15 protein-coding genes, 1 tRNA gene and 6 pseudogenes are annotated in these 18,381 nt (G+C 46.1%); 9 read left to right on the forward strand and 13 right to left on the reverse strand.

The window, feature by feature from the left end; translation table 11 throughout:
• Positions 1 to 61: 61 nt before the first annotated feature.
• Positions 62 to 466: pseudogene (locus N39L_RS33380) on the forward strand (RNA-guided endonuclease InsQ/TnpB family protein); the annotation flags it as partial.
• A gap of 1,144 nt (positions 467 to 1,610) precedes the next feature.
• On the opposite strand, the pseudogene N39L_RS22680 reads toward N39L_RS33380, so the two are convergent.
• The 5 genes and pseudogenes from N39L_RS22680 to N39L_RS22700 all read right to left on the reverse strand — a co-directional run.
• A pseudogene (locus tag N39L_RS22680) lies at positions 1,611 to 2,831 on the reverse strand (group II intron reverse transcriptase); the annotation flags it as partial.
• A gap of 861 nt (positions 2,832 to 3,692) precedes the next feature.
• Positions 3,693 to 3,917 carry a reverse transcriptase domain-containing protein gene (locus tag N39L_RS22685; RefSeq protein ID WP_014276461.1) on the reverse strand — a complete coding sequence of 75 codons (225 nt, stop codon included), beginning with the start codon at positions 3,915 to 3,917 and terminating at the stop codon, positions 3,693 to 3,695.
• The gene (locus N39L_RS22690) at positions 3,877 to 4,098 is read right to left on the reverse strand and encodes a hypothetical protein (protein ID WP_014276462.1); all 222 of its coding nucleotides are present in this window, start codon (positions 4,096 to 4,098) and stop codon (positions 3,877 to 3,879) included. Before N39L_RS22690 ends, N39L_RS22685 begins: the two co-directional genes overlap by 41 nt.
• Before the next feature lie 21 nt (positions 4,099 to 4,119).
• Positions 4,120 to 4,341: a reverse transcriptase N-terminal domain-containing protein gene (locus N39L_RS22695; protein ID WP_006624494.1), complete on the reverse strand. Its 222-nt coding sequence runs from the start codon at positions 4,339 to 4,341 to the stop codon at positions 4,120 to 4,122.
• Between the two features lie 385 nt (positions 4,342 to 4,726).
• The gene (locus N39L_RS22700; RefSeq protein ID WP_071941211.1) at positions 4,727 to 4,981 is read right to left on the reverse strand and encodes a hypothetical protein; all 255 of its coding nucleotides are present in this window, start codon (positions 4,979 to 4,981) and stop codon (positions 4,727 to 4,729) included.
• A gap of 113 nt (positions 4,982 to 5,094) precedes the next feature.
• Here N39L_RS22700 and petC point away from each other — a divergent pair, with 113 nt between their 5' ends.
• The 4 genes from petC (at position 5,095) to N39L_RS22720 (ending at position 8,900) form a co-directional block, all read left to right on the forward strand.
• Positions 5,095 to 5,634 (forward strand): cytochrome b6-f complex iron-sulfur subunit, encoded by a 540-nt coding sequence (gene petC, locus N39L_RS22705; RefSeq protein WP_006616506.1) that lies wholly within the window; start codon positions 5,095 to 5,097, stop codon positions 5,632 to 5,634.
• Positions 5,635 to 5,720: 86 nt separating this feature from the next.
• Positions 5,721 to 6,710 carry a cytochrome f gene (gene petA / locus N39L_RS22710; protein WP_006616507.1) on the forward strand — a complete coding sequence of 330 codons (990 nt, stop codon included), beginning with the start codon at positions 5,721 to 5,723 and terminating at the stop codon, positions 6,708 to 6,710.
• A gap of 128 nt (positions 6,711 to 6,838) precedes the next feature.
• Positions 6,839 to 7,609 (forward strand): hypothetical protein, encoded by a 771-nt coding sequence (locus N39L_RS22715; RefSeq protein ID WP_006616508.1) that lies wholly within the window; start codon positions 6,839 to 6,841, stop codon positions 7,607 to 7,609.
• Positions 7,610 to 7,805: 196 nt separating this feature from the next.
• Positions 7,806 to 8,900 carry a RuBisCO accumulation factor 1 gene (locus tag N39L_RS22720; protein ID WP_014276463.1) on the forward strand — a complete coding sequence of 365 codons (1,095 nt, stop codon included), beginning with the start codon at positions 7,806 to 7,808 and terminating at the stop codon, positions 8,898 to 8,900.
• A 57-nt stretch (positions 8,901 to 8,957) separates the two neighbouring features.
• Here the strand turns inward: N39L_RS22720 and N39L_RS22725 are convergent, their stop codons facing one another.
• The gene (locus N39L_RS22725; RefSeq protein ID WP_006616511.1) at positions 8,958 to 9,710 is read right to left on the reverse strand and encodes a DUF3450 domain-containing protein; all 753 of its coding nucleotides are present in this window, start codon (positions 9,708 to 9,710) and stop codon (positions 8,958 to 8,960) included.
• A gap of 239 nt (positions 9,711 to 9,949) precedes the next feature.
• On the opposite strand from N39L_RS22725, the pseudogene N39L_RS22730 reads away from it, so the two are divergent.
• Positions 9,950 to 10,522: pseudogene (locus tag N39L_RS22730) on the forward strand (IS630 transposase-related protein); the annotation flags it as partial.
• A 17-nt stretch (positions 10,523 to 10,539) separates the two neighbouring features.
• On the opposite strand, the pseudogene N39L_RS22735 reads toward N39L_RS22730, so the two are convergent.
• Positions 10,540 to 10,696: pseudogene (locus tag N39L_RS22735) on the reverse strand (transposase); the annotation flags it as partial.
• Positions 10,697 to 10,907: 211 nt separating this feature from the next.
• On the opposite strand from N39L_RS22735, the gene N39L_RS22740 reads away from it, so the two are divergent.
• On the forward strand, positions 10,908 to 11,054 hold the full coding sequence (locus N39L_RS22740; protein ID WP_006623293.1) for a hypothetical protein: 147 nt from the start codon (positions 10,908 to 10,910) through the stop codon (positions 11,052 to 11,054).
• Positions 11,055 to 11,573: 519 nt separating this feature from the next.
• Here the strand turns inward: N39L_RS22740 and N39L_RS22745 are convergent.
• The 6 genes and pseudogenes from N39L_RS22745 to N39L_RS22770 form a co-directional block, all read right to left on the reverse strand.
• Positions 11,574 to 11,732, reverse strand: a pseudogene (locus N39L_RS22745) (transposase); the annotation flags it as partial.
• A gap of 97 nt (positions 11,733 to 11,829) precedes the next feature.
• Positions 11,830 to 13,407 (reverse strand): group II intron reverse transcriptase/maturase, encoded by a 1,578-nt coding sequence (gene ltrA / locus N39L_RS22750; protein ID WP_014276467.1) that lies wholly within the window; start codon positions 13,405 to 13,407, stop codon positions 11,830 to 11,832.
• Between the two features lie 21 nt (positions 13,408 to 13,428).
• The gene (locus tag N39L_RS22755) at positions 13,429 to 13,653 is read right to left on the reverse strand and encodes a reverse transcriptase N-terminal domain-containing protein (RefSeq protein ID WP_014276468.1); all 225 of its coding nucleotides are present in this window, start codon (positions 13,651 to 13,653) and stop codon (positions 13,429 to 13,431) included.
• Positions 13,654 to 14,327: 674 nt separating this feature from the next.
• A pseudogene (locus tag N39L_RS22760) lies at positions 14,328 to 14,894 on the reverse strand (IS630 transposase-related protein); the annotation flags it as partial.
• 293 nt (positions 14,895 to 15,187) lie between these two features.
• Positions 15,188 to 15,382: a hypothetical protein gene (locus N39L_RS22765; RefSeq protein ID WP_081471223.1), complete on the reverse strand. Its 195-nt coding sequence runs from the start codon at positions 15,380 to 15,382 to the stop codon at positions 15,188 to 15,190.
• A tRNA-Val gene (locus N39L_RS22770) sits at positions 15,341 to 15,414 on the reverse strand. Before N39L_RS22770 ends, N39L_RS22765 begins: the two co-directional genes overlap by 42 nt.
• Positions 15,415 to 15,495: 81 nt before the next feature.
• Between N39L_RS22770 and N39L_RS22775 the strand changes: the two genes are divergently transcribed.
• Together N39L_RS22775 and N39L_RS22780 are read left to right on the forward strand one after the other, a co-directional pair.
• Positions 15,496 to 16,179, forward strand: coding sequence for a hypothetical protein (locus tag N39L_RS22775; RefSeq protein ID WP_231851986.1), 684 nt, complete (start codon positions 15,496 to 15,498; stop codon positions 16,177 to 16,179).
• A 369-nt stretch (positions 16,180 to 16,548) separates the two neighbouring features.
• The gene (locus N39L_RS22780; protein WP_286131453.1) at positions 16,549 to 16,677 is read left to right on the forward strand and encodes a hypothetical protein; all 129 of its coding nucleotides are present in this window, start codon (positions 16,549 to 16,551) and stop codon (positions 16,675 to 16,677) included.
• Positions 16,678 to 18,381 lie beyond the last annotated feature (1,704 nt).

Here is an 18,381-nt window from a genome sequence, read left to right on the forward strand (position 1 = left end):
CACAGTTCGAGGTTAGCACCGACACCCCCACCTGCCTTGGGCGGGTGGGGTGAGCTTCATTGTCAAAGGGCTGGTAAGAAATCGAAAACTAGCTAAATCTATTTATGATGCGGGTTGGTCTACTTTTCGCGGTTGGCTAGAGTATTTTGGCGTTAAATATGGCAAGGTCACGGTAGCTGTGCCAGCTCACTATACCAGCCAAGAATGCTCAAACTGCGGTCAAGTGGTGAAGAAAACCCTATCAGAAAGAACACATATTTGTTCGCACTGTGGATATCTAGCCGCGCGCGATGTTGTTATGGTCGAAAGGGAAGTCACCTTCCCCAACTCCAATTCCAAACCGTACTTGAGACTTTCACCTCATACGGCTCCTGATGTGGATACCCCTTTTGTCATTGGGAACAAGGTTACTACCCCTTGCTTTTGTACTTCAACTTTCAAAGCTATTTGCATGCGTAGTCTTTAAACTCGCTTTCGCTATTAAGCCCCTACTTTATCGCAGTATCTATATCCACACCGTGACTAGTGGGCATATCCTAACCATTACAATTAGGCATTAGCTTTCAGTCACATCCTTTCCCCTTAAAGGCATACGCTTACACTTTTCACTACTACTTGTGAGTAATATTGCTCACTTGTTTATTAGCAGAGCCAATGAGGGGTTTAAACGTTCCATCTATGCGGGCATTCCATCTTTAGATTTGTCCTGTCCACCGGGGTACTTTAAAGGTCTGTGCATAACTTTCGTTACTTCTGGGTAATATCATTACTTTCCACTTTTCCCCTTACTCTTTGATCGCAGCGTATCAACCTGTTTTCGCTACTCACACTTTACGATGGTTCAAGCCGGACATTCGGTTTCCCTAATCATCGATGGTTGGCAGTGGTCTCGATTCTGGTGTTAGGTTACACCTCGGAGCCTTCCGTTCCCCGCTTCAATCCCAGAATTGTGAATCCTGAAACTGGGGGTGGCTATCGCCGTTACTCTCAACTTTCTGCTATACTAGGTGGGTCACAACTCCATCGTTCTAGCTTTCTGTCTTGACCTTGAGTCTCTCTGCCTTATCTGGGGGTCTCCAGATGTTGAGACACATAGATAGTTATCGGATGGTCAGGGCGCACTCCTTATATTCAACCAAGGAGTAGAAGTCCCACTAGGAGGCTATTTCAGGCATTGCAGCCCTATTTAACTCCTAAACGTCTCGCACAATGCGGCAGTGAATATCCTAAAACGCGGACTAGCTACGGCGGGGCACGCCGGAAATTACGCTTGGGGAGATTGGCCCTCTTGGGCTGTTGGTGCGAACCTGCGGTCTAATGGCGAGTCGCGCGAACCAAGAATCCCCGTCTCTTTAGAGCGGGGAGTGTCAAAACAGCCCGTTAAAAAATGTAATAATGCCTTAATAATGCTTTAATGAATGGATGTCAGTCCTGTAGGGGTAGATGAAATGGCTTTCCTGCGGTGCAGGCTCCAAGGGTCTGTAAGGACTGGGAAACAACCATAGTCCCTACAGATTAAATTTGACCCCGCCTAGTAGGGGTCGAGAGAGATGTCGCCATCTCCCCCTCCCATACAAAACCGTGCGTGAGACTTTCGCCTCACACGGCTCCTAGTCTGATTGCTCCATTGTGAGGGATACAGCTTTAGCGTTATCAAGCGCCGTTTTATCATCGCGGGTGTGGCGATGTAGTAGCTGAAGATTTTTGTATTCATCCTTTCCGCCTTGGCTTCGAGGTACAATGTGGTCTACTTCTACTAATTCCGATGGTGCGAAATACTGTCCACACCAGGTACATCTACCTTTTTGTTTTTTGAGTAGTTTTGCTACCCTGTTGGGCGTGTCGATTGCTTGTCCTTTTCTGGTTGCCCAGTAAGTCCAGTTTCCGTCGTATGGTGTTGCATCGGGGCGTATAATGGTGTGTCTGACAGTCGGCGTGTAACTATGTTTCCATAGTGTTAATCCATCCTTAGTCTGGAACAACCAAGATTCATGTCTTTCTTTCCCATTACTAAGTCTAACCGTTCCATGACTGAAATAGTTTCTTCGCTTCTTGTAACTTGCCTTTCCGCATCTTGATACTGTCCATGCCCTTAACATTAACCAGACTATATGGTCTAGTTTATTGAAGGTCTCTGATGAGACTACCGCTGAATAGTAGTTTGACCATCCTCGAATAATCGGGTTTAGCTTGCTAATCAGGGCTGATTGAGGTGCTGTTTTAATTTGTTTTATTACACCTTTAATCGCTTCTGTATGGACTTTAACTGCTTTTTTGCTGGGTTTTATGTTAGTTTTTAATCCTAACATTTTGTGGGGGGTTTTATTAAATAAGAAGCCTCATTTTCTTCTTCCCCCATGTTTCCCAGATTTATATTTTCCTACCGGGTATTGCCTGATATTAAATCCTAGAAAGTCGAACCCTGGTTCCTCTGTTTTTCCATCATACTCAATACGTTTGAGCGTGTGACAGATTCGAGTCTTTTCAGGTTTTATTTCTAGTCCAACAGGTTTTAACCATTTGGAAATAGCAGTTTTGCACTGTTCAATGATTTCAAGTGATGGGGATATTACTACAAAATCATCGGCGTATCTGATTGTTGTGGCTTGAACCACGTTTCTCTTTTTAGGATACATTGTTTCTATGAACCTAACCATTCCCAACAGTGCGATGTTGGCGAGTATTGGACTTATTACCCCTCCCTGGGGTGTCCCTGTTTCTGTATCATCGAAAACGCCGTTATCTAGCACGCCTGCTTTGAGCCATTGTTTCAGGTCTCTCTTTAGACTGCTTGGACAATGAATTTTGGAAAGTAGGTATTCATGGTTCACGGTAAGAGCATTTCGCTATATGTTAGGGGTCGAGAATGGAGTCACCACCATCCCCTCCCATTCAGAACCATACGTGAAAGTTTCCCTTCATACGGCTCCTGGTGTGGATACCCTGTTTTGTCAAAGGAGCAGAATCAACAGACCTGCTTTTTACTTCGATGTTCAGAGCTATATGCAGCACGTAGTCTTTCAACTCGTCCTCGCCATTATACTCTTACTGACCGCAGTATCTATATCCACACCGTGACAATTGGGCATATCCCAACCATGACAATTGGGCTTTAGCTTCTGGTCACATCCTTAGCCCTCTAAGCATGCGCTTACATTTTTCACTAGTGCCTTGTGAATTGCATTACTCACTTGTTTATGGGCAGAGCATTAGAGGGGTTACAACGTTCCGATTATATGGGCATTCCATCGTTAGATTTGTCCTATCGACCGGGGTACTTCTAAAGGTCTGTGTGGGTAGAATGCAGAATCCCCCACTTTTCCCCTTGCCCTTTTGGGCGCAGCGTGTCAACCTATTTCGCTGCTCGTGCTTTACGATGGTTCAAGTCGGACATTCGGTCTTCCTAATCATAGATGGTTGGCAGTGGTCGCGTCTTGGTAGTAGGTTCTACCTCACGCCTTCCGTTCCCCGCTTCTATCCTGGAGTTATGATTTCCAAAACTGGGGTGGCTATCGCCGTTACTCTCTACTCCCTGATTTCTCAGTTCGTTTATGACCTTGAGTTCCCTGCCTTGCTTAGTTACCTAAGCGTCGGGACATATAATCAGTTATGAGGATGCTCAGGAGAGGTCTCCTTATATCCAGATTCGGAGCTGGAATCCTCACCGGATAGTTATTTCGGGCATTTCAGCCCTATTTCATACCCGAACGTCTCGCACCTGCATCCAGTATGTAATAACCTCCTTTGTTTATACTTTGAAAGATTCTGGATATTGCATCATGGGCTGACCGTCCGGGTCGGAACCCATAGCTGTTGCTTTCAAATCTCGATTCCCATTCAGGTTCGAGTGCCGATTTAACCAAGGCTTGCCTAGCTCTATCCTGGATTGTGGGTATTCCTATTCCAGCTTTTTTCATCCATTCCGGGTTTTGGAATCCACACCCGTCGCAGTGGTTTTGCTTTGAGGTTTCCCTTAATGTTCTTAACAAGCTCAAACCTTTGTCTTGGAGAGATTACTCTTACTCCATCGACTCCAGCCGTTTTCTTGCCTTGACCCGCTTGGGGGGCGGGTTTATTAAGCTGACTGTTGGGAAGCATGGCTGACCGTGGAACCCGCCCCTACAGCCGCACTGCTAAGAGTCGGGCATAATATGACTTCACCAATAGACGTTGCCACCTTCTTGCCTTTGCGTCCTGTCCCGATTTAGCTGCTTGAAATATCCTCTTTTGGAGCTTAAAGACGTATCGCTGAACCTTAGCCCAGTTGATACTTCTCCATCCATTCGTAGTCTTAGTAGGTCTCCGTTTATCGAAGCCTTTACCTTCTCTCGATTTCGTCATTTTGACTCCTACTCGACTCTATCCTTGCAATCAAACCGTGACCCGTTAGCATATCCCGTCCATTACAGCCGGGCGTTGGCTTCTGGTCACATCTCACCCCCTAATAGGCATACGCTTACACTTTTTCACTACTGACTCTCTCGACCAGATTATCAGAGCCTAAAAGGGTTTATAACGTTCCGTTTATATGGGCATTCCATCTTTAGACTTGTCCTTTCCACCGAGGTACTTTTAAAGGTCTGTGTAGGTAGCTTACAAATACTCCTACTTTTCCCTTTGCTCTTTTGAGCGCAGCGTATCAACCTATTTCGCTGCTTATTATTTACGATGGTTCAAGTCGGAACATTCAGATTTCCTTAGTCATGGATGGTTGGCAGTGGTCGGATTATTGGGAATAGGTTTCCCTCACGCCTTCCGTTCCCCGCTTCAATCTGACGGGTTGTGTATCCTGAAACTGGGGGTGGCTATCGCCGTTACTCTTTCCCACAATCGCCCAAGTGGTTTTAATCCTCCATGTTGTATAATTGAGTATTGCGATTTTCTTTGTGGGATTGACCTTGAGTTCCCTGCCTTGCTTTCGCTTTGGGACATATAAACAGTTATGAGGATGGTCAGGAGTGCGCTCCTTATATTCAACCAAGGGGTTGAAATCCTCACCAAGCGGTTATTTCGGGTATTGCAACCCTATTTCATGCCTGAACGTCTCGCACTTGTAAAGATCAAGTAACATAACACAGACAAACTGCATCGATCATGACTCAAATTTCTGCTAACTCTGATGTTCCGAGTATGGGACGTCGCCAATTTATGAATCTGCTGACCTTTGGTTCAGCAACCGGGGTGGCCCTAGGTGCGCTGTATCCCTTCGTCAAATATTTTATTCCTCCTTCAACTGGGGGAGCAGGTGGCGGTGTGATCGCCAAAGATGCTTTGGGTAATGATGTGGTAGCCAGCCAATTTGTGGCTACTCATAATGTAGGCGATCGCGTCTTGGCTCAAGGTCTCAAAGGTGATCCTACCTACCTAGTGATTGAAAATGATGGCAACCTGGCTGAATATGGCTTGAATGCGGTCTGTACTCACCTAGGTTGTGTGGTTCCCTGGAACAGCAGCGAGAATAAATTTATCTGTCCCTGTCACGGTTCCCAGTATGATGCTACTGGTAAGGTAGTGCGTGGTCCGGCTCCCCTGTCCTTGGCGCTGGTTCACACCGAAGTTGTGGACGACAAAGTAAGTTTCATTCCCTGGACTGAAACTGATTTCCGCACCAATGAAGCTCCCTGGTGGGCTTAATTGAGACTCAGGGGGGGATGGATAATATCTATCCCCAATCTGTGATCTAATGATAATTTACATTTTGAGAGAGATAGAACATTCCGATGTCAAACACTGACCGATTCGCAATTCTGCGTCGTGGCATTGGGGCAACTTTGCGGGTGTTATTAGTTGCAGTGGCAACCGCAGGGCTGTTCCTAGCCGGGGATTTGGTATTACCCCAAAGTGCTGCGGCTTATCCTTTCTGGGCTCAGGAAACTGCCCCAGAAACTCCTAGAGAAGCTACAGGCCGTATTGTTTGTGCTAACTGCCACTTGGCTGCTAAACCTACAGAAGTAGAGGTTCCCCAGTCTGTCTTACCTGATACTGTGTTTAAGGCTGTGGTGAAAATCCCCTATGATACTAATTTACAGCAGGTGTTGGGTGATGGTAGCAAAGGCGCTCTGAATGTGGGAGCGGTGTTGATGCTTCCAGAAGGCTTTAAAATTGCTCCTGCCGATCGCATTCCTGAAGAGATGGCCGAAGAAGTCGGTGGTCTTTACTTCCAACCCTACAGTGCTGATCAAGAAAATGTGGTGATTGTTGGTCCAATTCCTGGCGATCAATACCAAGAAATTGTCTTCCCGGTTCTGTCTCCAGACCCAGCTACTGATAAGTCTATCCACTTTGGTAAATATGCCATCTACGCTGGCGGAAACCGGGGTCGCGGTCAACTGTACCCGGCCGGTAATGCCAGCAATAACACGGTTTATAAAGCCTCTGTGGGTGGAACTATCACCGAAATTACTCAGGAAGAGTATGTTGGCTACCAGGTCACTATCACTACTGCTGAGGGCGATTCTGTGGTGGAAACTGTGCCTCCTGGTCCTGAGTTGATTGTTTCTGAGGGTCAACCTGTGGCGGCTGGTGATTCATTAACCAATAATCCTAATGTGGGTGGCTTTGGTCAAGATGATACTGAAATCGTACTCCAAAGTTCGACTCGGATTCAAGGTCTACTGGCATTTTTTGCCCTGGTGATGCTAACTCAGATTCTGTTAGTTCTCAAGAAAAAACAAGTGGAAAAAGTCCAAGCGGCTGAGATGAATTTCTAATTCTGGCTGTCCATTGGCTTCAACGTTGAAAGTCAGGGGGTAGGGTCTGATAATTAATAGTTGTTAATTGTGGATTCTGCCTCCGGCTTTCTCACTGGAAATTAAGCAAATTTATCAAGTTTTTACAAGTGGCGATCGCAACGGATACAATTAAAGCGGGAAAATTCGACTGGTTTTATCGGGAAATTAATCGGGAAGTTATCGATAAACCGCCTATATTATTTTTACATGGGTTAATTTCTCACGCGTTACAGTTGGACTGTAATTATGGAGGAAGTAGGCGAGAAAGGATACAAGTGCGATCGCACCCGACTGGCTGGGTTCTGGATATTCTGAGAAACCAGACAACAAGACAACCACGAGATTTTCCCTATACTCCAGATGCGTATATTCAATCCCCGCCAGAGTTTTTAAATGCTCTCCAATTAACTAAGTTTTATTTGGTGGTTCAAGGTTTCTTGGGTTCGGTGGGTTTACAATATGCCCTGCGACACCCAGAAAAAATTGAACGGCTGTTAATATTAAATACCCCCGTCTCAGGTGAGGGCAAAATTACCCTGGAAAATCAAACAGATGGCATTGCCTTTTATGGGTATATTAGGATGACTCAAGACCCGTTATTAGTCGATCGCACTCTGGAGGGGGGAAGCGGTTATGTGATTGAAGATAAGGAGCGAGATGTCTATCGCCGTCCGTTTCTCAAGTCCTCCTCTACGGGGCGGGCGCTCATGGCAACCATTAAGAACCTACAATTGAATTGGTCTATGGAAGAAATTGTCTCAGGCTTCCCCAAATGGTTGCATACCATAGAGATGATCTGGGGGACTGCTGACCCTTGGCTAGATCTGTCTATGGCGGAAAGTTTTGCCCTTGAAGAGGGGAGGGGCAATATTGGTTAAACTAGATAAGGCTGGACATTATCCCCAAGACCATTGGCCCCAAGAAATCACCGAATCCCTACTGCTATTCCTGCGAAAAAAAGCACTCTGAACTCCTATGGTGACGCTTCGACCCCATGGCGGATCTAGTTTTGGGGTTGGGGAATACAGCTAATCGTCACCTCGTCCGTAGATTTTCTATATACTACTGTCCAATATGACTGAAACATCCCCGAATCCGAAATTTACACCCCCAGTGGTCGAAAGTAATGTAGACCAACAAGCCTTGACGGGGCAACTTAGACGCAAAGAAGGCAGTTGGGTCGAGTGGGGTCAGGCTTGTGCTACTCTGCAAAAGTGCGGTAAAAATTCTGGCGAGATTTTTGAGGATACTGGTTTTGAACCTGTGCAACAAAATCAGGTAATTGTGGCTTCCCAGGTTTACCAGTCCATGGTTAAGGGGGAAACCTCCGAGAAGGTGCGATCGCATTTTTGGCAAAAAGGCAGCGATATCCTTTATGAACTTCGCATCCTCACCCAACCCCTGCGGGTGGCGGCGGCGGCGTTGATTCTGGAGTACAATTTAGATGCTGATGAGGCTAGAAATATCGCTAGAGCGCTGAAAGATTTTTCCCTGCTGCGGGGTATCGAGTCAGGATTTTCTACTGATGCGGGGGATATGGTGGCCTATTATTTCGCGAAATTGGCTCGCCAACAAAAGGATATTCAGGAGCGATCGCGCCTGATTGCTAAGGGTCTAAAATTTGTTAAATCTGCAGCGGCTAGAAGCGAGCTAGAACAGCTTTTAACTGATTTTACGGTTTCCTCTCTCAAAACTGCCCCTCGCCTGCCAGTTTATCGTTTAGAGGAATCTGAGGAACTTCCTTGTATTATGCCTGTGGTGGGGAGGTTACCCCTGAACAGGGAGGATTTGCAAGCTGTTCCTCTGTGTGAAGCGATCGAACCTTTTGGAATGATCAAATTTACGGGCTCAGGTGCGAGTCTGGCTTTACCAGGTTGGCAGGTAGTCCGAAATTCTGAGGACCCGGTGGTGATTTTATGCCCAAGCGATCAGCTTCCTACTCCTCTTCCTGGTTGTCAGGTTGAGGAAGTAGTTGCAGTCATTGATCGCGCCGCCAGGACATGGCAAGCAGACAGTTATTTTCTAGTGGAGGTTGAGGGTCAACTAGAATTGCAGTGGTTTGAGGAAAAACCAGAAGCGCCTCTGCTAGGCCGGGTAGTTCTGATTTTGCGTCCGAAACGGATTGTCGATGAAAATCAGATGACGGATATTTGGCAAGTTGAGGAGTAGGGCCCGTCAAACTCTTGCACCCAGAAATAGAGGCGATCGCGATCTAGCTATAGGATGTTAACGAGAACGACGCGATCGCATATTAGGGGGCAAAAAGTCAGCAGGTTCTTCCTCAATCCGATAAGGCCAGATATCAATAGGTTGAATTGAATAACGTTTCAACTCAGACCGACGATTAGATTGAGTCACCATCACCACTAAAGCGATCGCAAAAATACTACCACCCAAGACCACAGCCAGAATCACCCCCACCAGAAACCATAGCATAGCAGTTGGCAATCCATTGGAGCCAGAATTGCCTTGAGACAAGCGGTTTTGATCCAGAGTCAAATTACTAACCCGACGCTCCTGTTCTTGCAGTTGCATAGTCAGGCGTTCATTTTGCATTCGCTGCTGTTCAAGCTGAGTTGTAAGAGTTTCAATTTGAACCCGATGTCGCTCCAGTTGACTCGTTAGTTGGTCAATCTGAACCCGATGTCGTTCCAGTTGAGTAGTGATTTGTTGATTAGTCGTTTGTTGTCTTTCCCATTCTCGAAGTACATGAGACCCAGAACTTGAGGAATCAGAGGAACTAGGTGGGGGAGGTAAAGGAAAGGTGGGGATCGGAATCTGCCCATTGGGAAACGTCCCTAATGTTGACTCCGACACATTAGGCGGTGGCGGGAGAATTCCAGATGGGAAACTTGGGGGTGATGGTTCATCCTTTCCTAAAGACGATTGGTTACTCAAAAATAACCATGCGAATAGGAGTAGCATGGCTACCATTAAGGTAAACACACATCCCCATAAAAACCCCGTAGTCGGACTCATGCGTTTGGATTTCACACTTAGGCAGCTATAAGAGAATTCCAGGTTAAATCCTTTTCAACAGCCTAATGGCCTATCTAGGGTGATCAGTAGAAGAGAGACTTGCCATTGGACATCATGTACATCTCTGAATCTAACTGCTTACGAATCTAACCGAGTTGCATATTAACACGAAGCGTTTACCGTTGTCTTGGAATTGTATAGCACAAGACAGAAAAGTTAGGACGTATAATGGCAAGGATATCTACAGAAGACCCAAAAGGCCAGCCCCCTACAGTTACGACCTTAGACAAAAAGTTATTAATGCAATTGAACTAGACGGTATACCCAAAACCGAAGCCAGTCAAGTTTTCCATGTCAGCAGGAACACCATCAATCTCTGGCTGCAAAGAAAAGAACACACCGGCGACTTCCTCCCTAAACTTAATCGCCCACCTGGTCATAGCCACTAAATTACCGACTGGCACAAATTCAAGGCTTTTGCCTAAGAGCATGGCGACAAAACCTCCGCTCAGATGGCTCAACTTTGGGATGACGACATCTCTCCTCGCACCATATCCAGAGCCTTGAAGAAAATTGGCTTCACCAGAAAAAAAACTTACGGCTACCAAGAACGTGATGAGCAACAGCGAGAGGAGTTTATTGCTCATATTGAAAAGATGGAGCCGGAAGAGTTGGTTTACCTCGATGAAGCTGGCATGAATAGTCAAGACTCGGATTATCCTTATGGTTACTGCGAGGAAGGACAACGCTTCGATGCCCTCAAATCCGGGAAGAGGCAGGGCAGGATGAGCATGATTGCGGCATGGTGTTATAGCACTAGTCAATACGGTTAGGACGCAGCCTTGAGAACATAATCCATGGCATCATGGAGAGAATCAAACTGCTCACGTGCAATGGCGAATGCGGGCTTTCAACCACGACCAACATTTCTCTATCTTGTTGAGGTCTGGCGAATAAGGCGGAAGATAGAGTAAACGGCATGGTGCGAGACGTTTAGGAGTCAAATAAGGCTGCAATGCCTGAAATAACCTCCGAGTGGGACTTTCACCCCTTGGTGAAATATAAGGGACTCGTACCCTGACCATCCCATAACTGTTTATATGTCCCAACGTTTGGTATAGAAATATACAAAACAAGGCAGGGAACTCAAGGTCAAAACGCCAAACTGGAAATATTAATGATTCCTTAACAATTGCGTTGAGAGTAACGGCGATAGCCACCCCCAGTTTTGGGAATCATAACCCCAGGATTGAAGCGGGGAACGGAAGGCGTGAAGTAGAACCTACTACCAAATGCGACCACTGCCAACCATCCATGATTAGGGAAACCGAATGTCCGGCTTGAACCATCGTAATTATTCAGCAGCGAAACAGGTTGATACGCTGCGTTCAAAAGAGCAAGGGGAAAAGTAGGGTAATCATGACATCACCTACACAGACTTTTAAAAGTACCCCGGTGGATAGGACAAATCTAAAGATGGAATGCCCGTATAAACGGAACGTTTAAACCCCCTTTTAGGCTCTCAAGTGGCAGGATGTACCTGCACAGTAGTGAAAGTGTAAGCGTATACCTTTAAGGGGAAAGGATGTGACTGAAAGCCGATGCCTAACTGTAATGGTTAGGATATGCCCACTAGTCACGGTGTGGATATAGAGACTGCGACAATTAGGAGTGTTTACGACGAAAGCGAGTTTAAAGACTACGATGTTGTATTTAGCTCTAAAAGTTGAAGTCACAAAGCAGGAAGTTGTTACCCTGTTCCCGATGTCAAAAGGGGTATCCACATCAGGAGCCGTGTGATGTGAAAGTATCAAGCACGGTTTTGAATTGGAGTTGGGGAAGGCGACTTCCCTTTCGACCATAACGAGCTGCCTCCACCAGTTCAGCAATCCGCCCCCCTTTATGAAACGTTGCATTGTCCAATACTAGAGTCTGACCTGGCTTCAATGTTGGAATTAAGATAAACTCCAACCACAACTCAAACACTGTCCGATTACAACAACCCTCAAAGGTAAAGGGAGATTAGGGGTCGAGATAGACCTCACGGTCTACCCCTCCCATTCAAAACCGTACTTGATACTTTCACCTCATACGGCTCCTAGTCTGATTGTTCCATTTGCTAAGGATACGGCGTTGGCTCTATTTTGTCAAGTGCCGTTTTATCATCGCGGGTGTGGCGGTGTAATAGCTGAAGGTTTTTGTATTCATCCTTTCCGCCTTGGCTTCGAGGTACAATGTGGTCTACTTCAACTAGGTCTGTTGATGCGAAATACTGTCCACACCAGGTACACCTACCTTTTTGTTTCTTGAGTAGTTTAGCTACCCTTATTGGCGTATCGATTGCTTGTCCTCTCCTGGTTGCCCAGTAAGTCCAATTTCCGTCGTATGGTGTTGCGTCGGGGCGTATTAAGGTGTGTCTGACAATTGGGGTCCAGTTATGTTTCCATAATTGGAGTCCTTCTTTGGTCTGGAATAACCAAGATTCCTGTCTTTCATTCCCATTGCTAAGTTTAACCGTTCCATGTCTGAAATAGTTCCTCAGCTTTTCGTAGTTCACCCCTTTGCATCTTGATGCTGTCCATGCCCGTAACATTAACCAGATTATGTTATCCAGTTTCTTGAATGTTCCAGATGAAACTGCTCCTGAGTAGTAGTTTGACCATCCCCGTATTATCGGGTTTAGTTTGTTTATCAGGGCTGACTGAGGTGCTGTTCTATGTTGTTTGATTACACCTTTAATCACTTCTGTATGGGCTTTAACTGCTTTATGGCTGGGTTTTATGTGGGTTTTATGTCCGATTAATCTGCTTGCTGCCCCGCCTGTTTTCCCAGATTTATATTTTCCTACTGGATGTTGCCTGATATTGACTCCTAGAAAGTCGAACCCTGGTTTTTCTGTTTTACCATCATACTCAATAGATTTGAGCGTGTGGCAGATTCGAGTCTTTTCAGGTTTTATTTCTAAGCCTACAGGTTTTAACCATTCGGTGATTGCAGTTTGGCACTGTTCAATAATTCCTAGGTCTTTTGAGATGACCACAAAATCATCAGCGTATCTTATCAGATTGACCTGTGGGGCCGTTCCTTTGTTAGGATACATTTCTTTAACTAGCCTTTCCATTCCCAACAGTGCGATGTTGGCGAGTATTGGACTTATTACCCCTCCTTGAGGTGTCCCTGCTTCTGTATCCTCGAATACACCGTTGTCTAGCACACCTGCTTTGAGCCATTGTTTCAGGTCTCTTTTTAGGCGGCTTGGACAATGAATTTTGGACAGTAGGTAATCATGGTTTATTCGGTCGAAACATTTCGCTATATCCGCATCAAGAACATAGTATTGTCCTTTATTAATGGCAGCGTAAATCCTGCCTATTGCATCTTGGGCTGACCTGCCTGGTCTGAACCCATAGCTTGTGCCTTCAAATCTCGATTCCCATTCGGGTTCGAGTGCCGACTTCACCAAGGCTTGCCTTGCTCTATCTTGGATTGTAGGAATGCCTAGTGGGCGTTTTTCATCCCTTCCAGGTTTTGGTATCCATACTTTCCTGAGTGTTTTTGCTTTGAGGTTTCCTTTGATTCTCTCGGCTAGTCCAAACCTTTGTTTGGGGGATATTGCTATCATTCCGTCCACTCCGGCTGTTTTCTTTCCTTGACCCGCTTGGGGGGCGGGTTTATTAAGCTGACTGTTGGGAAGCATGGCTGACCGTGGAACCCGCCCCTACAGTCGCACCGCTAAGAGTCGGGCATAGTATGATTTCACCAATAGACGTTGTAACCTTCTTACCTTGGCATCCTGTCCCGATTTAGCCGCTTGAAATATACTCTTTTGGAGCTTGAAAACTTTCCGTTGAACCTTGGTCCATGGGATGGCCTTCCATGCGTTGTTCGTAGTCTTGATTAGTTTTGGTTTCCCAAACCCTTTCTTTAAACTCGCTATCGCCATTTGTACACCTACTAGACTCTATTTCTTACAATCAAACCGTGACCTGTTAGCATATCCCTACTATTAATGTCGGGCATTGGCTTCTGGTCACATCTCCCTCCCTAATGGGCTTGCGCTTACACTTTTTACTACTGACTTTCTCGACCAGATTGTCAGAGCCCAAGAGGGGTTAAAACGTTCCGTTTATATGGGCATTCCATCTTTAGATTTGTCCTCTCCACCGGGGTACTTTAAAAGGTCTGTGTAGGTAGTACTTAGAAACCCCTACTTTTCCCCTTACTCTTTTGAGTGCAGCGTATCAACCTATTTCGCTACTTCTTAATGACGATGGTTCAAGCCGGACATTCGGTTTCCCTAATCATGGATGGTTGGCAGTGGTCGCATCTTGGTAGTGGGTTCTACCTCACGCCTTCCGTTCCCCGCTTCAATCTGACGGGTTGTGATTCCTGAAATTGGGGGTGGCTATCGCCGTTACTCTCAACGCCCTAATTTCTCAGTTGGTTTATGACCTTGAGTTCCCTGCCTTGCTTAGGTTTCTCCAAGCGTTGGGACATATAAACAGTTATGGGATGGTCAGGGGTGCGAATCCCTTATATTCCACCAAGGGGTGTAAGTCCCACTAGGAGGTCATTTCAGGCATTGCAGCCTTATTTGACTCCTAAACGTCTCGCACCTAAGAGTTGTTGATAACACCATGCGGCCATATAGCTCACCCTGCCCTGCCTCTTCCCTGATTTGAGGGCATCGAAGCGTTTTCCTTCCTCGCAGTAACCATAAGGGTAATCCGAGTCCTGACTATTCATGCCGGCTTCATCGAGGTAGACCACTTCTTGTGGCTCCATATGTTCAATCTGAGCAATAAACTCCTCTCGCTGTTGCTGATCACGTTCTTGGTAGCCGTAAGTTTTTTTTCTGGTGAAGCCAATTTTCTTCAAGGCTCTGGATATGGTGCGAGGAGAGATGTCGTCATCCCAAAGTTCAGCCATTTGAGCGGAGGTTTTGTGGTCATGCTCTTGGGCAAAAGCCTTGAATTTGTGCCAGTCGGTAATTTGGTGGCTATGACCAGGTGGGCGATTAGGTTTAGGGAGGAAGTCGCCGGTGTGTTCTTTTCTTTGCAGCCAGAGATTGATGGTGTTCCGGCTGACATGGAAAACTTAACTGGCTTTGGTTTTGGACATACCGTCTAGTTCAATTGCATTGATAACTTTTTGTCTAAGGTCGTAACTGTAGGGGGCTGGCATTTTGGGTCTTCTTAGTCATCTCGTCCTCTCCATTATACGTCCTAACTTTGCTGTCTGGTGCTATACATTGATTACTTAGCGGGTTCCCCCCTACGGCTACCTACGGCTATCGTGTTGGCTTTGAAACATACCCTCCCCCCATAACCGGAATAAGCACTATTGGGGAAGTGACCGATGTGATAGCGGTCAAGGGTGAGGTACGAACCGATAGGCTTGCCATTGACGGGTATCACAAGGGAACTACCCTATCACTTGTCGGGTTTAGGGGGTGATATGGGTATTTGACAGATTGATTAAGTGGTGCTTGTTGACTGAGTAATCATCCTATTGACAGAATTATTTTCCTGTGCTAGGACTAGATTGTGAGTAATATCTGAGTAATTAGGTAGGACTATCGAGTTAATTGAATCACGGTTATTGCAGTTATGATAACGGTCAGTTAATAGTGGACACAACTGGACTCGAACCAGCGACCCCCACGATGTCAACGTGGTACTCTAACCAACTGAGCTATGCGTCCGAACAGTTTATTACATTAACATAACTCACCCGAAAATTGCAACCCCCCAAACGGATCTATTTTTCCCCTCGCGATCGCTGTATGCTTAATGAAGTTGTATCAGCCGCCCATCAGGCGACGGGACACACAGTTCCAAGGGAGGAGATGATGGTTAAGAAAAGTCTAGCCGATATGGTCAAACAGGAAGCAGAAAAGGCGGGTAGTCCCCCCCCAGAATCTGCTGATACTGATCATCAAATTAATACAAGCACATCCCCAAGGGACAATACCTCCTCTAGCCGTCCAACCCCCACCCACGCCGAATTAGAGGCGCAGATGGAGTTAGAAGCTCAAGTAGCCTGGCTTGAATCCCACTTACAGCAGTCCCAGGAAACTGAGCAGACTTTAAAAAAAGAGATTTCTGCCCTTCAATTAACTGTTAAAAACGCTCAAGCCAGCCATAGGCAATTAGCCACTACAATAAATAAACTACAACAAGAATTAGAGGAAAAAAATAAATTAATAGCCCAACTTAAACAGGAGACTGAAGCGGCGGCGGCCTTAAAGGAAAAGCTAGAACAGGCAGAATTAACAGCACTACATCTGTCGGAAACGAATACTAAACTTTTACAACATATCGAACAGTTAAAACTAGAATCATCTACGTCTAAACTAGCACAGAAACCCACGAAGCGATCGCCACCTCATTTAGTGCCTCGTCCCGAACATTCCCTCAGTCAACCGATGAACAATGAAGATTTTTCTCAAAGTACCTGGCTGTTATAATTTATCCATTAGTGCGAGACGTTCAGGTAGGAAATAAGGCTGAGATGCCTGAAATAACTACCTGGTGAAAACTTCAGCCCCCTGACTGAATACAAGAAGCTCGCTTCTGACCATCCCTATAACTTTTTATATGTCCCGACGTTTGGTATAGAAATATATATAACGTGCGAAACGTTTAGGATTCAAATAGGGCTGCAATGGCTGAAATAACCTCCTAGTGGGACTTCCACCCCTTGGTGGAATATAAGGGATTCGCACCCCAGACCATCCCATAACTATCTATGTGTCTCAACATCTGGCTTCGAGAACCAGATAAGGCAGAGAGACTCAAGGTCAAGACTGAGCGAAAAAAAAGAGGGGAGTTGTGTTATGGTCGAAAGAGAAGTCACCTTGCCCAACTCCAATTCCAAACCGTGCTTGCGAGTTTCCCTGCACACGGCTCCTGATGTAGATACCCTATTGTCAGTAGGAACAGGGCTACAACCCCCCGCTTTGTAACCTCAACTTTGGGAGCTAAATACAACACGTAGTCTTTAAACTCGCTTTCGTCATCAAACTCTTACTTGTCGCGGTCTCTATATCCACACCGTGACTAGTGGGCATATCCTAACCATTACAGTTAGGCATTGGCTTTCAGTCACATCCTTTCCCCTTGAAGGTATACGCTTACACTTTTCACTACTCCGCAGATACCTCCTGCTGAGAGCCTAAAAGGGGTTTAAACGTTCCGTTTATACGGGCATTCCATCTTTAGACTTGTCCTTTCCACCGGGGTACCCTTTAAAGGTCTGTGTAGGTAGTATAGAGAGCCTCCTACTTTTCCCCTTACTCTTTTGAGCGCAGCGTTTCAACCTATTTCGCTACTCACAGATTACGATGGTTCAAGCCAGACATTCGGTTTCCCTAGTCATGGATGGTTGGCAGTGGTCGGATTTTTGGGAATAGGTTTTCCCTCACGCCTTCCGTTCCCCGCTTCAATCTGACGGGTTATGAATCCTGAAACTGGGGGTGGCTATCGCCGTTACTCTCTACTCCCTGATTCCTCAGTTTGTTTATGACCTTGAGTTCCCTGCCTTGCTTAGATTTCTCCAAGCGTCGGGACATATAAACAGTTATGAGGATGGTCAGGAGTGCGCTCCTTATATTCAATCAAGGGGTTGAAGTCCTCACCAAGCAGTTATTTCGGGCATTGCATCCCTATTTGATGCCTGAACGTCTCGCACCTTTAAAGGTCTGTGTAGGTAGTGAGTTGAGACTCCTACTTTTCCCCTTACTCTTTTGAGCGCAGCGTGTCAACCTATTTCGCTACTTACTCATTACGGTGGTTCAAGTCGGAACATTCAGATTTCCTTAGTCATGGATGGTTGGCAGTGGTCGCATATGGTAGTAGGTTCTACTTCACGCCTTCCGTTCCCCGCTTCAATCTGACGGGTTATGATTCCTCAAACTGGTGGTGGCTACCGCCGTTACTCTCAACTTCGCGCTATAATAGGAGGCTCACAACTTCCTCTGTTCTAACGTTCTGTCTTGACCCTGAGTTCCCTGCCTTGCTTAGATTTCTCCAAGCGTCGGGACATATAAACAGTTATGGGATGGTCTAGGGATAAGAATGAGAGTGCGTCTCCCTATATTTCACCAAGGGGTGAAAGTCCCACTAAGAGGTTATTTCGGGCATTGCAGCCCTATTTCACTCCTAAACGTTTCGCACGAACCCCTTGAGTATAACGTAAGGTTGAGAGTAACGGCGGTAGCCACCCCCAATTTGAGGATTCACACTCAACGGGTTGAAGCGGGGAACGGAAGGCATAATAGAGGAACCTACCTCTCACTCGACCACTGCCAACCATCCATGATTAGGGAAACCGAATGTCCGGCTTGAACCATTGTAATGCGTCAGTAGCGAAATAGGTTGATACGCTGCGATCAAAAGGGCAAGGGGAAAAGTAGGAGGCTGTTATAACTACCTACACAGACCTTTAAAAGTACCCCGGTGGATAGGACAAATCTAAAGATGGAATGCCCGCATAGATGGAACGTTTAAACCCCTCATTGGCTCTGCTAATAAATAAGTGAGTGTGCGAGATGTTTAGGAATGAAATAGGGCTGAAATGCTCGAAATAACCTCCTAGTGGGGGCTTAAACCCCTTGGTTGAATACAAGAAACTCGTATCTCGTTTCTGAGCATCCCCATAACTGTTTATA

This window comes from Limnospira platensis NIES-39 (assembly GCF_026000695.1).
Classification (GTDB): domain Bacteria; phylum Cyanobacteriota; class Cyanobacteriia; order Cyanobacteriales; family Microcoleaceae; genus Limnospira; species Limnospira platensis.